General features: G+C 61.3%; 11 protein-coding genes and 2 pseudogenes. 3 read left to right on the top strand and 10 right to left on the bottom strand.

The genetic code is table 11. The features are described 5' to 3' along the window. Positions 1–95: 95 nt before the first annotated feature. The 3 genes from H620_RS0123270 to H620_RS0123280 all read right to left on the bottom strand — a co-directional run bounded on the left by H620_RS0123270 (position 96) and on the right by H620_RS0123280 (position 6,168). Complete coding sequence (locus tag H620_RS0123270; RefSeq protein ID WP_023378988.1) at positions 96–2,507, bottom strand: glucose/quinate/shikimate family membrane-bound PQQ-dependent dehydrogenase; 2,412 nt, start codon at positions 2,505–2,507, stop codon at positions 96–98. Between the two features lie 43 nt (positions 2,508–2,550). Continuing rightward, positions 2,551–3,885 carry a carbohydrate porin gene (locus H620_RS0123275; protein ID WP_027908118.1) on the bottom strand — a complete coding sequence of 445 codons (1,335 nt, stop codon included), beginning with the start codon at positions 3,883–3,885 and terminating at the stop codon, positions 2,551–2,553. Between the two features lie 240 nt (positions 3,886–4,125). Then, the gene (locus H620_RS0123280; RefSeq protein WP_027908119.1) at positions 4,126–6,168 is read right to left on the bottom strand and encodes a TonB-dependent receptor; all 2,043 of its coding nucleotides are present in this window, start codon (positions 6,166–6,168) and stop codon (positions 4,126–4,128) included. 155 nt (positions 6,169–6,323) lie between these two features. Here H620_RS0123280 and H620_RS0123285 point away from each other — a divergent pair, with 155 nt between their 5' ends. Together H620_RS0123285 and H620_RS0123290 are read left to right on the top strand one after the other, a co-directional pair. Continuing rightward, positions 6,324–6,545, top strand: a complete 222-nt coding sequence (locus tag H620_RS0123285) for a VF530 family protein (protein WP_023378991.1) — start codon at positions 6,324–6,326, stop codon at positions 6,543–6,545. 1 nt (position 6,546) lies between these two features. Then, entirely contained in the window at positions 6,547–7,188 is a 642-nt protein-coding gene (locus H620_RS0123290) for a Pr6Pr family membrane protein (protein ID WP_027908120.1), read from the top strand. A 69-nt stretch (positions 7,189–7,257) separates the two neighbouring features. Here the strand turns inward: H620_RS0123290 and H620_RS0123295 are convergent, their stop codons facing one another. The 3 genes from H620_RS0123295 to H620_RS0123305 all read right to left on the bottom strand — a co-directional run bounded on the left by H620_RS0123295 (position 7,258) and on the right by H620_RS0123305 (position 11,800). Then, complete coding sequence (locus H620_RS0123295) at positions 7,258–8,016, bottom strand: siderophore-interacting protein (RefSeq protein WP_023378993.1); 759 nt, start codon at positions 8,014–8,016, stop codon at positions 7,258–7,260. After that, positions 8,013–8,555 carry a PadR family transcriptional regulator gene (locus tag H620_RS0123300; protein ID WP_023378994.1) on the bottom strand — a complete coding sequence of 181 codons (543 nt, stop codon included), beginning with the start codon at positions 8,553–8,555 and terminating at the stop codon, positions 8,013–8,015. The genes H620_RS0123295 and H620_RS0123300 overlap by 4 nt, the downstream gene beginning before the upstream one ends. Positions 8,556–8,674: 119 nt before the next feature. Beyond that, positions 8,675–11,800, bottom strand: coding sequence for a transglycosylase domain-containing protein (locus H620_RS0123305; protein WP_023378995.1), 3,126 nt, complete (start codon positions 11,798–11,800; stop codon positions 8,675–8,677). Between the two features lie 392 nt (positions 11,801–12,192). On the opposite strand from H620_RS0123305, the gene H620_RS0123310 reads away from it, so the two are divergent. Then, complete coding sequence (locus H620_RS0123310) at positions 12,193–13,611, top strand: amino acid permease (protein WP_023378996.1); 1,419 nt, start codon at positions 12,193–12,195, stop codon at positions 13,609–13,611. Between the two features lie 52 nt (positions 13,612–13,663). Here H620_RS0123310 and H620_RS27315 read toward each other — a convergent pair. The 4 genes and pseudogenes from H620_RS27315 to H620_RS27320 all read right to left on the bottom strand — a co-directional run. Beyond that, positions 13,664–13,998 (bottom strand): annotated as a pseudogene (locus H620_RS27315) (FMN-binding glutamate synthase family protein); the annotation flags it as partial. Continuing rightward, positions 13,996–14,347 (bottom strand): annotated as a pseudogene (locus tag H620_RS26775) (RHS domain-containing protein); the annotation flags it as partial. The pseudogenes H620_RS27315 and H620_RS26775, both read right to left, overlap by 3 nt. Positions 14,348–14,703: 356 nt before the next feature. After that, a complete protein-coding gene (locus H620_RS0123315; protein WP_023378997.1) occupies positions 14,704–14,964 on the bottom strand; it encodes a hypothetical protein in 261 nt (86 codons plus the stop codon). Between the two features lie 2 nt (positions 14,965–14,966). Further along, positions 14,967–15,554, bottom strand: a 588-nt coding sequence (locus tag H620_RS27320) for an RHS repeat-associated core domain-containing protein (protein ID WP_202883594.1), incomplete at its 5' end; no start/stop codon positions are given.

Raw genomic sequence — 15,554 nt, forward strand, 5'->3', positions numbered from 1 at the left:
TTCCCCGGCCGGTAGCGTGACCTCGGGGTTGCTGGGCAGCCCTTTCGCGACACAAGGCCGCTCCCACAGGCGTGGACCTGGGGGAGCGGTGGTGCTTACTCCGAGAGTTTGTAAGCGATGATGTAATCGCCCATCTTGGTGCCCAGCGAGCCATGGCCGCCAGCCGTGACCAGCACATACTGCTTGCCGTCCTTGCCGGTGTAGGTCATGGGGGTGGCCTGGCCACCTGCTGGCAGGCGGGACTTCCACAGTTCCTTGCCGTTGTGGGTGTCGTAGGCGCGCAGGTACTGGTCCAGCGTGCCGCTGAGGAAGCCGACGCCGCCAGCGGTGACGATCGACCCGCCCATGCTCGGCACACCTACCGGCAGGCCGATCGGAATTGGCGTGCTGTCACGGGTGGTGCCGTTCTTGTGCTTCCACACGACCTTGTTGGTGAACAGGTCGATGGCGGCTACATAACCCCAGGCAGGCGCCTGGCACGGAACGCCCAGTGGCGACATGAACGGGTGCATGATCACGGCATACGGAGCGCCGGTGTTCGGCTGCACGCCGCTGGTCTCGCTTTCGCGCTTGCTACCAGCGGCAACTTGCTCGCGTGGCACCATCTTCGAGACGAAGGCCATGTAGTTCGGCGAAGTGAACAGCAGCTGGCGCACCGGGTCGACGGAAACGCTGCCCCAGTTGAACACACCGACGTTACCCGGATAGACCAGCGAACCCTGCTCGGACGGTGGGGTGTACTGGCCCTCGTAGCGCAGCTCACGGAACTGGATACGGCACAGCATCTGGTCGAACGGGGTGGCGCCCCACATGGCCTGTTCGGTCAGCTCGGGGCCGAGGAGGTTGAGGTCCGAACGCGCCTGGGTCGGTGCCGTGTGGTCGCCCTTGACTGCGCCTTGCGGCACCGGGATCTCGCGGATCGGCACGATCGGGGTGCCGTCGCGGCGGTCCAGGACGTACAGGCTGCCCTGCTTGGTCGGCACGATAACCGCAGGCTTCACGCCTTCCTTGGTTTTAAGGTGAACCAGGGTCGGCTGGCTGCCCACGTCCATGTCCCACAGGTCGTGGTGGGTGAACTGGTAGTTCCAGCGAGCCTTGCCGGTGGCCAGGTCCAGGGCGACGATACCGGCGCTGTACTTCTCGGCGCCTGGGGTACGGTTGGCGCCCCATTGGTCAGGCGTCTGGTTGCCCAGCGGCAGGTAGATCATGCCCAGGTCTTCATCGACGCTGGCGATCGACCACATGTTGGCCGAGTTGCGGCTGTAGGTCTTGCCAGGAGCCAATGGCTTGGTGTCGTCCGGGTTGTTGCTGTCCCAGTTCCACACCAGGTGGCCGTCGTGCACGTCGTAGGCGCGAATCACACCGGAAGGCTCGTTGGTCGACTCGTTGTCGGTCACGTGGCCGCCGATGATCACCAGGTCACGGGTGATGGCTGCAGGCGACGTGGAGTAGTAGCCGCCAGCGGTGAACGGACCGATGCCGGTGGTCAGGTCGATCACGCCCTGGTTGGCGAAGCCTTCGCAGACTTTGCCGTTGTCGGCGTTGATGGCGATCAGACGCGCGTCGGCGGTCGGCAGGTAGAGGCGGCGTGGGCACGCCTGGGCAACAGCCTGGCCGGCATCCGAGATTTTCGGCGCAGGGCTGCCGTCGCGGCTGACGTAGCGGTTTTCGTCATAGTACGAAACGCCACGGCAGGTCATGTGGGCAAAGCCCTTGAAGGTGCCTACCGGGCTTTTCACCTGAGGGTCGAAACGCCAGATTTCCGCGCCAGTGTCCGGGTCCAAGGCCAGGACCTTGCTGTGAGCGGTGCAGGCATAGAGCATGCCATTGACCTTCAGCGGCGTGTTCTGGTTGGTCAGCTCAACAGGGTCATTTTCCGTCGGCAGGTCGCCGGTACGGATACGCCAGGCCTCCTCCAGGCGATAGACGTTCTGCGGGGTGATCTGGCGCAGGGGCGAGTAGCGGTCGCCATGCTCGGTGCGGCCATAGGCCTGCCATTCACCGTCAGGCATGTCCGGTGCGGCGCTGGCCATTTCGCTGCTCTCGCGGCCCAATTCGCCGAACACTTCGCCAGGGTGGGTAAACTGGCTGGCCAGGGCGCAGGCACCAGAGGCCACGACCGCGACGCTGAGCAGGGCGGTATTGGCTTTCGAAGCTGGGCCGGTCAAGGGGCGGCGGGCCCACGGCAGCAGCAGAAGCACGCCAATGGCGAACCAGATGGCCAGGCGTGGTACCAGTTGCCACCAGTCCAGGCCGACTTCCAGCAGGGCCCACACCGTGCTGCCGAGCAGCACCAGGCCGTATAGCCCCAGGGCGATGCGCCGTTTGGCCAGCAGCAGGATGCCGGACAAGGCGAAGCCGATACCGGCGATCAGGTAATAGAGCGATCCCCCCAGCTGGCTCAGCTTGATGCCGCCTGCCAGCAGGGCCAGGCCCATCAGCAATAGCAGCACGCCCAGAAGGCGCGGCAGCCAGCGGGTTCCGTTCTTGGCACCGTCAGTGCTCATCGTAGGTTCTCCGTTAGGTCAAAAAGTGATGCAAATGCGTCGATCAGAAACTGCTTTGGATCTTCAGGCCGCCAATCAGGGCGTCCTCGACCTGCGACACCCCGCCCGGATGGCGGATGTACTGCAGGTTCGGGCGCACCGTGAGCCAATCGGCCAGGTGGATGCCGTAGTAGAGTTCGGCGCTGTACTCGGTGTCCTGTACAGGCAGGAAATTCGGGTTGTCATAGTCATCGAGGCCGGCGGCCTGGTTGGCCAGGCGGGCGTTCTTGCGGTAGCCGGGATTGACGTGCACGCGGGCGAGGGCGAAACCGATGTCGTCCTTGGCGCGGGCGTCGAATGGGCCCTTGTAAACCAGTCCTGCCTGAACATAGTTGTCGATGGCATTGGTCTTCTTGTCGTGCATGGTGGCGTTGGCGAACAGGCTCAGGCCACGTGACTGGTCGGACGCCAGCGATGTCACCTGCTGTTGAGCGCCAAGCCAGAAGCCATGCTTGCTCGAACGGCTGCGGTAGGCGGCGCCGCTCAGGGCTGCCGGCTGGCCGTTGCTGTCCTTGAGAACGTCCTGAGCCTTGGCATTACTGTAGTAGTACCCGGCGCGATATTCCCCTTTAAAGCCATTGAGTCTTGGGGTCCACACCAGTTCCACCGGCATCACCGCACCTTGGGTGCCGCTTCCGCTGAGCTTGAAGCCGTTGCCGGATTCGAGGTTGGAAGGGTTCTGCTCGAACACCCCGACCTGCGCGTACAGCTCGCTGTTGAGGTTGTAGCGCACACGCAGCGCCCACTGGCTGACTGGCCAGTTGTACCAGATGCCGCCCACCCAGTTGCCCACCTGCGAGCCGCAGAACGCCAGGTTCTGGAAGTCGCACGGGAAGCTGTTGAAGTCTTCGCCTTCGCCGAAGCGGCCGAATTTCACATCCAGAGCACCGTCGAAGTATTTCTGCTTGATCCACAGTTGGGTCAGCCGCCAGGTTTCGCCTCGACCCCAGACTTCCTGGGCAGAAGTGAAGCCGCCGACCCGTGGGTCGTTGATACGGTCGTTGCTGATGTTGTCGCCGTGGCGTTCGGTGAGGGTCAGTTGCAACTCGGTGTCTTGCCAGCCGAGGATTTTTTCCAGGTTCATATGGCTGGCGAAGGTGAACTGGTCGCTGTAGCGTGCGGTGCGGTCGTGGTCGTAACCACCGTGCAGGTTGCTGCCCATCTCGCCGGTGTAGCCGAGGGTGAAGTCGTAGCCTTTTTCCAGCAGTTCGCTGCGGGTGCCCCCCCAGTCACCGAGCATCCAGGGAGAGTCGCTGGCGAACATGTCGTTGGCGCAGGCGTTGCTCGCGAGTGCAGTGAGGGCAAGGCCGATGTAACAGTTTTTGGGCAGTTGGAGCATGAGATAGCGCTATCTTTTGATTATTGAAAAAACGGCAAGCGCACCAAAGGGCGGGCCCTTCGATGAGGATGGAGACAGGGTTCGGCAGATGAAGCGATTCAGCTTGCGGTGTGGAGGATATAGAGGAAGTTGTAAGAAAAAAAGACAAATTGTCGCAGTTGATTGTTGTCGAGTTTGCAACAGTCCGGCCCTGCCGGAGCGGGCTTGCCGGCGATAGGGGCGCAAAGCGCCCCCGCGACCTCAGAACGAAGTGCGTAATCCGACTTCCACGCTGCGCCCAGGGGCCGGTGCGATATCGCGCAGGATCGAACTGGCGTAGCGCACCGTCTGGTCCGTCAGGTTCTCGCCCCGGACGAATGCCAGCCACTGACTCTGCCCGATATCGAACCGGTAGCCGACGCTCGCGCCCAAGGTGGTGTAGCCATCGGTGCGGGTTTCATTGGCTGGCTTGCGATGTTGCGCTGCCGCATGTTGTACATCCACCCTTGCTTGCCAGCGGTCCAGTTCCCACACCAGGCCGCTGTTCAGTCGCAGTGGTGCGATGCGGGGCAGGGGTTCGCCACTGTCGAGGTTCTTGGCTCGGGTGTAGTCGCCGGACAATTCCAGGGCCAAATTGCCGTAGCGGTTCTCGGCCAGTTGCCAACGATCCTGGGCTTCGATGCCGTAGAACCGCGCTCGTACCCCTTGGTACTGGTACTCGGGCAAGCCTTCGTCGTGGTCATGGTCATGATCATCGTCGCCATGGTCGTGATCATGGCCTTCACGCAGATTGCCCGTGCCGATCAGGCCGATGTAGTTGCGGAAGTGGCTGTAGAACACCCCCACGCTGCCCTTGTGGGTGCCATTGTCGAAGCGCAAGGCCAGGTCGGCGGAAATGGCTTTTTCCTTGTTCAGATTGGCGTCGCCGACTTCGAAGGCGCCGGTGGCCACATGGGCGCCATTGGCGTACAGCTCGTAGAAGGTCGGAGCGCGTTCGGTGTAGCCAAGGTTCGCGGCCAGCGACCAGTAGGGGTCGAGCTGGTACACCGCACCCGACGATAGGCTCCAGGCATTGAACGTGCTGGCGCTGTCGGCGTTGGCGAAGTTGTCGTTGCCTTTGGCATCCGGCTCGACTCGTGTGTGCTCGAGGCGTGCGCCGAGGCTCAGGTTCAGACGCTCGCTGGCCTGCCATTGTTCGAGCAGGAACAGTGCCAGGCTGTCAGTATCGGTATGTGGGACGAAGGCTTCCTCGCCCAGTGCGGAGAATTCATTGCGGTTGACTTGCGCGCCGATCACGCCTTCGACCGGGCCGATAGGCTGGTGGCGGGCCTCGACCCGCGCTTCGTAGCCTTTGTTCTTGAAGGTGGTGTGCACCTCGCCTCCTTCAATCTCGCTGTGTTCGTAGTCGGTGTAGCCGGCATCGACCTTGATCGAGCTGAAGGGGCCTTCCAGATCACGGACTTCGGTTTCGAAACCGTAGTGATCCTGTTTCATGTCCAGGCGCACGCCGGACTCGGCCACCGAACCGTAATTGCTGTCGTAACGGCTGTAGGACATGCCGGTGTAACCGTGGTCCCAATGGTAGGCGCCTCCGAGGGCGCCGCCGTCCTGGCGCCCATCGCTGTTTTCCAGGCGGTGGCGGCTGCCGGGGTCGTCGCTGTCACGGACTTTGGAGCTACGTGCATAACCGGGTATGCGCAAGTCGTTGAACTGTCGGCTGCTGGCATCCAGATGCAAGGCGAAGGTCCCGTCGCCGGCCTCGAGCTTGCCGGCGCTGCTGCGAGTGGTATCGGCGCCGCCGTAGCGCAGTTCACCCGCGCCATGAATGCCTTCGATGGGGGTAGCGGGGATGCGGTTGTCGAAGGTGTTGACCACGCCGCCGATGGCATTGCCGCCGTACAGCAAGGCAGCGGGGCCGCGGACGATTTCGATGCGGTCGACGTTCACCGGATCCAGCGGTACGGCGTGGTCGTAGGACAGCGACGAGGCATCCAGGGCGCCTACGCCATTACGCAGGATGCGGATGCGGTCACCATCGAGGCCGCGAATGACTGGGCGGCTGGCACCAGGGCCGAACCAGGTGGAGGCGACCCCAGGTTGTTTGTTGAGCGTTTCACCGAGGCTGCCGTGCTGCTGTTGCAGCAGTTCGTCACCTTCAAGGATGGTGCTAGGGGCTGCCATCTGTGGGTTGCCCAGTGGGTTGGCGGTGATGACCTGGGGTTCGAGTTCAACGGCATGGCTGCTGGTTGAAACCAGCCAGAGCGTGGCGGCGAGGGGGGTTAGGCGTAAAGGTGAGCACAGCATGGGGATGTGACGGTCCTTGGCAGATAACGTTACTGTTATAATATAACGTTTCTATTTGATCATGCAGTGGCCTGTTCTGGCTAGCGTTATGTGCGGGCTGCTCTGGCCACTACACTCGTGTAAGGTGCGCATCTTTCCCACGCTGGAGCACTGGCATGAGCACGGCCCAACACAACGCGCTGCACGGCAAGACCTTGGAGCAGATCCTCACCGAGCTGGTGGCGCACTACCAATGGCAGGGGCTGGCCGAGCGCGTGGATGTGCGCTGTTTCAAAAGCAACCCGAGCATCAAGTCGAGCCTGACCTTCCTGCGCAAGACGCCCTGGGCGCGAGAAAAGGTCGAACAGTTGTACGTGAAATTGCAGCGCCAGGCCTGACATGCCGTGTCGTCCCTGGTTGACCTTGGCGTCGGTGCTGGGCTGGGTGGGCCTGTCGGTTCAGGTACATCTGGTACTGCTGGCGCGCTGGCAGGAGCAGGCCAGCCTGATCGGCGGCCTGGTCAATGTATTCGGCTATTTCACGGTGCTGACCAACACCTTGGTGGCGACGGTGCTCAGCTATGCAGCCTTTGGCCGTGATTCAGGTGCCAAGCGTTTCTTTCTGTCACCCTCGATAAGTTCCGCGGTGGCGGCCAGTATCGTGCTGGTGGCGATCGCCTACAGCCTGCTACTGCGCCATCTGTGGCAGCCCGAGGGTTGGCAATGGTTGGCGGACGAGTTGCTGCACGACGTCATGCCGCTGCTGTTCGTCCTGTATTGGTGGTGCGAGGTGCCCAAGGGGCGCTTGCGGCTTCGGCATCTGGCGGCCTGGGCACTGTACCCGGCAGCCTACTTCGCCTATGCCTTGTGGCGGGGCAATGAAATCGGCGTCTACCCCTATCCATTCATTGACGTGGCCAGCTTGGGTTACAGGCAGGTCATGTTGAATGCGTTGGGAGTGTTGGCAGGATTCTGGGGCATTGGCCTGGTGCTGCTCGGCCTGGACCGATGGCGGGGGCGGCGAGTGCCTGCGTCGGTGTAGGGCATCATCGCCAGCAAGCTGGCTCCGGCAGGTACCGCGTGGCACCCGCAGGAGCTGGCTCGATACTCATCACTCGTCGTCGGCAGTTCCATCGGCACGCCAGTAGGCGGCGGCCTTCAATGCACTTTCCTTGACGCCTTTTTCCAGCAACAACGCCTTGACCTGGCGGGTCAGCGATTTCTCCAATGCGACCCAGCTGTACAAGTCGCCCTCAGGCAAGCCCAGTGCTTCGATTCGGGCGAGCAGATCTTCATTTCGGTGCACCCAGATTATTTCCAGCTGGGCCTTGCTCTCCAGGGGCTGGCGCTCCTGATCGTCTTCGATCTGGACGACCGCCAGCACTTTGCGACCCGCTGGCAGTTCTTCCAATCGGCGGCCTATGGCGGGAATGGCAGTTTCATCGCCGATCAGCAGGTAGCTGTCGAAGATGTCTGGTACCACCATCGAGGCACGTGGGCCGGCGATGTCCAGTGTCTGTCCTGGGGCTGCCTGTGCGGCCCAGGTCGAGGCAGGACCATCGCCATGCAGGACGAAGTCGATGTCCAGTTCGTTGTTGACCAGGTCGATGCGTCGTGGCGTGTACTCGCGCATGGTAGGCCTGACGCCCCCGTCCCGCCCGAGATTGCGAGCGTCGATGGCCTGCTGCTGTTCGGCGGTTTCGGCGAACAGCAACTTGATATGGTCATCGCTGCCGAGGCTGGTGAAACCTTGCAACTCCTGGCCGCCGAGGGTGATTCGGCGCATGCGTGGGGTCAGGTCGGCCACCCGCAGCACGTGCAGGCGGCGCTGGCGAATCTGGTGGTTGACGCGGTGAATGGTGTCACTCATGGATGGTTCTCCGTAACGGGGTCGGCTGGCCCCGAGGCGATGGCCTTGGCCGTGTCGTTGAGCAGGTTGCGCACGCGTTCGATCTCTTCGGCAGTCCAGCGGCCACTGTGCATGTGCAGGGCATGACGCAGGTTGCCGACGGCTTCGTGAATCTCGGGTGGACGGTCATGCCCGCGCAGGGCGCGCTTGCTGACTTCGATGCGCATGCGCACGCCGTCCAGGGCAATGGCCTGCTCGCTCAGGGCGTTGCGGCCCGCTTCGGTGATGACGTACAGGCGTTTGCTGCCTTCGACCTGGCCGCTGATCAGCTCGGCTTCTTCAAGGAAGTTGAGGGTGGGGTAGATCACGCCTGGGCTAGGGGTGTAGTTGCCGTCGAACAGGCTTTCGATCTGGCGGATGAGGTCATACCCGTGGCCAGGCTGCTCGGCCAGCATCGACAGCATCAGCAGTTTGAGATCACCGGGCGCGAACACCCGAGGGCCGCGTTCGCCCCGGCCGGGGCGGCGCTCGAAAGGGTCATGGGCAGCAGGGTCGCGCATGGAAGGTGGCTCCGTCTGTTTAGATATATCGAAAGATATTACTCAAGATATATCTAAAGACAAGACGAAAAATGCGGATGATTATCATCTAAAGCTTCGATCAATCCGCTACAACACCCTCAGTTTTGGCCCTGCATCGCCACTTGTGGCGGTTTGCACTCGTTCGGGTTACCTGGCTCCAGGTAGGGCATGAGAATTGGTGCCATGCCCTTGAGCACCTGTACCGGCAAGGCCGAGGTGAATTTGAATGCTTCCGCCGAACGCCCCGGCACGAAGGCGGTGAGCGTGCCGAAGTGGTTATCGCCAAGGAAGAACACGAAGGTCGCGGTTCTGTTCAACGAACGGGAACCGATCAGCCGACCACCCGCGCCGAAGCTCTCGATCCGGTTGTCGCCGGTGCCGGTCTTGCCCCCCATCACCAGCGGGGTGCCGTCATGCAGTTTGAAACTGCCGGAGATACGCCGCGCGGTACCGGCGTCCACTACCTGGGACATGGCCCCTTTGAGTGCGCGCGCAACCTCGACTGGCAAGATCCGCTGCCCCCGGTCCGGGTCGCTGATCAGCTTGGTTTCATAGGGCGTGTTGGCGGCGAAGTGCAGGGTATCGATACGCAAGGTCGGCAGCCGCACGCCATCGTTCTGGATGATGCCGACCAGCTCCGAGAGCGCCGCAGGACGGTCGCCGGAGCTGCCGATGGCGGTGGCCAGCGACGGGACGAGGTGATCGAACGGGTAACCCACGCGTTTCCAGCGTTGATGAATGTCGAGGAAGGCCTCGATTTCGACCATTGTGCGAATGCGGCTGTCGCGGGCGCCCTGATGACGGCTCTTGAACAGCCAGCCATACACTTCCTGGCGCTCGAAACGGCTGGCATTGGCCATTTCGGTGGGCGTTGCGCTGGGGTTCTTCAGCAGGTAACCCAGCAGCCACAGGTCCAGTGGGTGGACCTTGGCAATAAAGCCTTGGTCGGGCAGATCGTACTTGCCGGGGCCGTAGGCCTCGTACATCTCCACCAGGCGACTGTCGGTGAGCTTGGCGAGGGCTTTCTTGTCTTCCTTGCTGTGAGCGCGGACGAAGGCATTGAAGGTTTCCTGGCCGGCTTCAGGGAACAGGTAGCGATGCACCGCGGCCAGGCGCTGAGGGGTGATACGCATGCTGTCGAGGAAGGTGTCCAGGCGTTGTTGCGAGGTCTTGCGCTGGTATTTCTTCCAGAAACGCATCAGGTAGTTGGTGCCTTCCTTGTCGGCGAAGCGGGCCAGGTATTCCTGGCGCCGTGGGTCGGCGTCATCCTTGAGCAGCGCCACGCGGTTGAACGGCTGCTGATAGGTCACGTACCGCACCAGGTCGCGCATCAGGCGGATGAACGGCAGGTTGATCGATTCGCGCAGCGCTTCCTTCAGGGTGGGGTTGCGGCTGTTGTCTTCCTTGCGGAAGTTGTTGAACACATGCATGCCGCCGCCGGTGAAGAACGCTTCGCCGGTGTTGGCCGAATACTTGCGCTCAAGCGCTGCGTCGAGCATGGCATCGAGGCTCTGGTTCTTGGCGTTGAGCATCAGCCATTCCAGCGACCACTGGGTGATGCGGTCGAGCTCCGCGACCTCGACTTTCTTCAGCTCGGCGGCAGGTTTGCCGGCGTATTTGTCGTGCAGTTCGGCGATGATTTCCAGATAGGTAGTGAGCACACGAAGCTTGGCTGTGGAGCCCAGTTCCAGCTTGCTGCCCTCGTTGATATCGAACGGCTGGTCGGTGCTGTCGGTCTGCACCCGAACCCGCGATCCGTCGGCTGTGCGTTCGAACAGCGTGAAGCTGTAGCGCACTTGGTCGGTGGTCTTGGAGGTCAGCAGGCGCTCGCCGATCAGGCCGATCTGCGCGGCGAATTCAGGGTCGGAGAGATTCTTCAGGTACTGACTGGCTTGCATCTGCAGGTCGGCCTGCAGCGTGCTGGTGGCCGACAGGTCGAGGCGGTCCAGATCATACAGCGGCCGGTTGAGCATGGCTGCGAGGCGGTTGCGTGCCAGGCTGATACCCTTGTTGGTGATGATCGGCACGATGGTCGGTTGCGCCACCCAGTCGCGGTACACAGCCTTGCTGGCCAGTGCGGCATCGGCGGTCTTTTTGTCGACCACGCCGTTGGCCGCCAGCAGGCGAATGTGGGAGTCGGTCAGTTCGGCCAGTTCGACCCGCCCCTTGGACAGGTAATGGGACGGACGGCGCTGGGCGATCATCAACGACAGCACCTGGCGCAGGGCCAGGCCGCGCGCGGCCATGCTGTCCGGGTCACTTGCCGTAGCGCTCAGGGCCTGGTTCACCTGGTCGAAATCGGCGCCGTACCAAACCCGCAGGCCCTCCGCCATGCCGTGGACCTCGCCATGGCCAGGGACCGCCGACAGCGGCACGCTGTTGAGGTAGTCGCGCACGATGCGCTGGCGGGCCTCGGTGGTGTCCGGGCCGCCTTGGTAGGCCCGCACGCTGGCGGAAATCATCTGGCGGATTTTCTCGGCGCCGGAGACGGTCAGGCCATCGGGGGAGTGCCTGTATTTTTCCAACTGGGTCGCCAGGGTACTGCCACCGGCCGACTGCCCTGGCAGGGCCAGGTACTTGGCCACCTGGCTGTAGGCCGCCTTGGCGAAGCGTGGCCAGTCCACTGCTGGGTTGTTGCGAGGGTCCTTGGCATCGAGCAGGTCGCGGTTCTCGATGAACAGCAGGCTGTTGACGATGACCGGAGGGATCGAACTGAAGTCCGGGTACAGGTGTTGCGGGTAGTTGTACTGGTACAGCGTGTCGCCGCGACAGTCGGTGATCGACAGGCCCGCCTGGATCTTCTCGATATAGGGCGCGAACAAGCCATGATCGACATAGTTCATCAGCGCCGGCGAGAACCGTACTTGCTCGCTGATCAGGTAGTCGCGCTTGAGCAGGCGTGGCAGGAACTCGCCCAGCGCGCTATAGCCCAGGCGTTTGTCGAACGGGCCTTCACCGGGATAGACGATGGCGTCACTGGGCCCCGGTTGCAGCGAGTAGGTAAGTGTGGCGGCCAGCTTGCTGAACTCCCGGGACTGCAAGTTCGAGGTGCGGAACTCGTCATAGGCGGCGAAGCCGATGGCCACGAGCGCCACCAGCAGGATCAGCAGGATCAACCGCCACCACAGCCGACGCTGACGTGGGGGCTTGGGCTGTGGCGTCTCGGCCAGAGGTGTCTCGGGTGCTTCCGTTCTGGTTGGTTCCGATTGCCACAGTGCGCCCATAGTCTTCAATCCGGCCAGGTTTTTTCGTATTGCTTGCCTGAAGCTTAGACGTTGGCCGAGTCAGGTGAAAAATTTGTAGGAAGAACATAAAGCTGACGTGGGAATGCGGCTTTGGTGGCGCATTCGTTCAAGGCCGATATTGCTATGGTAGCCGTGCGAGAGGGCCCACTGGCACCTGCCAGCGACGGAAGTTTTCCCCAAATCTTCCGTTTTTATAGTGAAAAGCCCTACGACAGCCTTCCTATACTGCTCGGCCCCTTCGCCTTGCCGACCGCTCTATTCCGGCATGCGGGCCCTCCCACAAGGCTAGCCCGACAAGCAACGCCACGCCTATCGGCATGGCTGAGGCTGCACGAAGGTCAAATCCAATAACAAAATGAGGTTGTATTGCTATGCCAGTCGGCAACCACCCTGCCCACGGCGAGACCGTCCAAGGCGGCCCGCTCAAGCGTGAACTGGGCGAACGGCACATTCGTCTGATGGCGCTGGGCGCCTGTATCGGTGTCGGTCTTTTCCTCGGTTCGGCCAAAGCCATCGAAATGGCCGGCCCTGCCATCATGCTTTCCTACATCATTGGCGGCCTGGCGATTCTGGTGATCATGCGCGCGCTGGGCGAGATGGCCGTGCACAATCCCGTCGCCGGTTCCTTCAGTCGCTACGCCCAGGATTACCTCGGCCCATTGGCGGGCTTTCTTACCGGTTGGAACTACTGGTTCCTGTGGCTGGTGACTTGCGTTGCGGAAATCACCGCCGTGGCCATCTACATGGGCATCTGGTTCCCGGACGTGCCTCGCTGGATCTGGGCCTTGGCCGCCTTGGGCAGCATGGGCGCCATCAACCTGATCGCGGTCAAGGCATTCGGTGAGTTCGAATTCTGGTTTGCCCTGATCAAGATCGTCACGATCATCGCCATGGTGCTCGGTGGCATCGGCATCATTGCCTTCGGCTTCGGCAACGACGGTGTGGCCGTGGGTATCTCCAACCTGTGGAGCAACGGCGGCTTCATGCCCAATGGCGTGACCGGTGTGCTGATGTCGCTGCAGATGGTGATGTTCGCCTATCTGGGCGTGGAAATGATCGGCCTGACCGCCGGTGAAGCGCGCAACCCGCAAAAGACCATTCCACAGGCCATCGGCTCGGTGTTTTGGCGCATCCTGCTGTTCTATGTCGGCGCGCTGTTCGTCATCCTGTCGATTTACCCCTGGAGCGAGATCGGTAGCCAGGGCAGCCCGTTCGTGATGACCTTCGAGCGCCTGGGCATCAAGACCGCCGCTGGCATCATCAACTTTGTGGTCATCACCGCAGCGCTGTCGTCGTGCAATGGTGGCATCTTCAGCACCGGGCGCATGCTCTACAGCCTGGCGCAGAATGGCCAGGCCCCAGCGGCTTTTGCCAAGACCTCCAGCAACGGCGTGCCGCGCAATGCCTTGCTGTTGTCGATCGGTGCGCTGCTGCTGGGTGTGCTGGCCAACTACCTGGTGCCTGAGAAGGTGTTCGTCTGGGTGACCTCGATTGCCACCTTCGGTGCGATCTGGACTTGGGTGATGATCCTGCTGGCCCAGATCAAGTTCCGCGCCGGGCTGTCCACGGCTGAGCAGAAGGGCCTGAAGTACCGCATGTGGCTGTGGCCGCTGAGCTCTTACCTGGCGCTGGCGTTCCTGGTGCTGGTGGTGGGGCTGATGGCGTACTTCGAGGATACCCGGGTGGCGTTGTACGTCGGTCCGGCGTTCCTGGTGCTGCTGACGGTGCTGTACTACACGCTGCGCTTGGCACCGAAAGAGGAGCAGGGCGCGGTCGGCACGGCGTCTTGATCTGAGATTCTCGGGGCCGCTTCCATTGGGGGCGGTCTCGATTCGCAAGCGCTCAAGCCACCGTTTCACCCTGCGGCTCGAAGCTGTCTGCCCGTGCCATTTGCCACATACTCGAGTAGAACTGGCCATCCACCTCACCGGTAAGCCGCTCCCCCGGCTTGAGGAATACTGCATCTGCGAGAACAGCTTGATCTCGGTGGCCGACACGCGCCGCACCAGGTGCTTGGCTTCCAGTTGGGCCGGATGCTCCAACCCCGCCGCCGCCAGCATTTCGGCCAGGGCGCGCAGTGTGTTGTGATGGAAGTTCAGCACCTGCTGGGCCTTGTCCGGCACCACCAGGGCGCGTTGGCGCAATGAATCCTGGGTTGCCACGCCGGTCGGGCATTCTTCCCGCACCGCCCCCCACGCCTTGTACTGCCCCGCCCACGCAACGTTGCCGTGCTGATCGGTCAGCTCCATCGGCGTGCCCAGGTGATCGCAGTGGTACCAGGCAATTGCATGGAACGCCTGCGGCGGCATCGTCATTTGCCACAACGGATCCTGATCGAAGTCGTACTCGCGCTGACGCCAATCCGGCTGCCTGTGCAGCACGATCGGGCGCTTGCGCAGGGCCTGGGCCACCGGCACGAAGCTGCCCGGTTCATACAGGTAATGCACAGTACGCCCGGTATTGCCATCGTCCCGCTTCCGGCCGGTCCCAGTAGTGCGCTACCGAATACTTATGCAGCCGGCCGCCAAAAGTCGCGGTGCGAACAGTACGGAAAAGTGCTTCCCAGATATGTCAGACGCAGTTCGACACGACTCGTAGGATGCGGACTACATCAGGCGGGATGAGTAAACGTGGCCTTTAAAGGTGCGAGATTCGTGGGCAGCCTGGCTGGGGAAGATCGCTGGGCTTGCCCGCGTGTGGGGATACTTAGGGAGACACTGCATAAATAGCCAGCCGCCCCGGCGAGTCTGCTTTTTCTTGCCGGTGTATTCGAGTTCGGAGAAGGTCTTTTGCATGCGCGTAACAAAGCTCACGGAGGAGGCTGGTTGAGGGGGCTCAGTGTGCCAAGGGTAGGGGCGGCTGGCTATTTATGCAGTGTCTCCCTAAGGGATATCTTCAGTTTTTATGCTATTTAACCAGTGATTTAAATCTTCTTCGGTGTATAGATACTCCCTGTCTACACCATGAAGATCTAAAGCGCCCAGCAATTCTAAATACTTAAGTACAACCTTGTCCGCTATCCTTAAATCGTCATCCTCGTAGATGGCGAAAGCCCATCTCGCCACTTCGCTGCGTGATTCGACCCCATCAATCACAAGTTTTATTTTATTTATCATATCGCTGCGAGTTGGTTCAATATTCAAGTCTACCTCCTGCCGATATACTTACCGCTTGCTTCAAATATGTGGTGATTTTTTTCGTGCGTTATCGGCTTCGGCGCAACGCTTCGTATATTGTTGTAGTGATCTACCGTTTCATACCAGGTTCTTCGTTCATCGGTGTTAGGATCCCATTCTCGTACCAATCTAGCACCTTTCATTTCGCCTGGAGTCCTAGGCGACTTCAACTCTCCATAAAAACGATAACGCCCATTCTCTAACTCTTTTGCTCCAGCACTGCCGTATTTCTCATACTGAGTGTAGTATCGATTCAGTCTTTGTTGATTGATCACGCTAGTGGAAGTTTCAGTCAGTTTGCAAACGCATCCAGACAAACCCAGCGGATCAATCCATTGTGTAGAGCTTGGAACATAAACATATAAATTCAGTCCACCGCTCAACCCTATTGGATCTTGGCTTGTAAAGCGAGAGCCCTTTGAGTCATAGTACCGATAACGGTTGTAATGCAGCCCGGTCTCATGATCGTGATACTGCCCTTGGAAGCGAATCGGGTTACTCAGGCCATGCTGCTTGGCCCACTCCGAACGCTCCTCCCGCACCTCACCCCACGCCTT

Source organism: Pseudomonas taiwanensis DSM 21245, from assembly GCF_000425785.1.
In the GTDB taxonomy this organism is placed as follows: Bacteria; Pseudomonadota; Gammaproteobacteria; order Pseudomonadales; family Pseudomonadaceae; genus Aquipseudomonas; species Aquipseudomonas taiwanensis.

Excerpts from the sequence above, each read along its gene's own strand:
- H620_RS0123290 (WP_027908120.1), top strand. The coding sequence starts at position 6,547 with ATGCCGTGTCGTCCCTGGTTGACCTTGGCGTCGGTGCTGGGCTGGGTG.
- H620_RS0123310 (WP_023378996.1), top strand. The coding sequence starts at position 12,193 with ATGCCAGTCGGCAACCACCCTGCCCACGGCGAGACCGTCCAAGGCGGC.
- H620_RS0123275 (WP_027908118.1), bottom strand. The coding sequence starts at position 3,885 with ATGCTCCAACTGCCCAAAAACTGTTACATCGGCCTTGCCCTCACTGCA.
- H620_RS0123285 (WP_023378991.1), top strand. The coding sequence starts at position 6,324 with ATGAGCACGGCCCAACACAACGCGCTGCACGGCAAGACCTTGGAGCAG.
- H620_RS0123300 (WP_023378994.1), bottom strand. The coding sequence starts at position 8,555 with ATGCGCGACCCTGCTGCCCATGACCCTTTCGAGCGCCGCCCCGGCCGG.
- H620_RS0123270 (WP_023378988.1), bottom strand. The coding sequence starts at position 2,507 with ATGAGCACTGACGGTGCCAAGAACGGAACCCGCTGGCTGCCGCGCCTT.
- H620_RS0123305 (WP_023378995.1), bottom strand. The coding sequence starts at position 11,800 with ATGGGCGCACTGTGGCAATCGGAACCAACCAGAACGGAAGCACCCGAG.
- H620_RS0123280 (WP_027908119.1), bottom strand. The coding sequence starts at position 6,168 with ATGCTGTGCTCACCTTTACGCCTAACCCCCCTCGCCGCCACGCTCTGG.
- H620_RS0123295 (WP_023378993.1), bottom strand. The coding sequence starts at position 8,016 with ATGAGTGACACCATTCACCGCGTCAACCACCAGATTCGCCAGCGCCGC.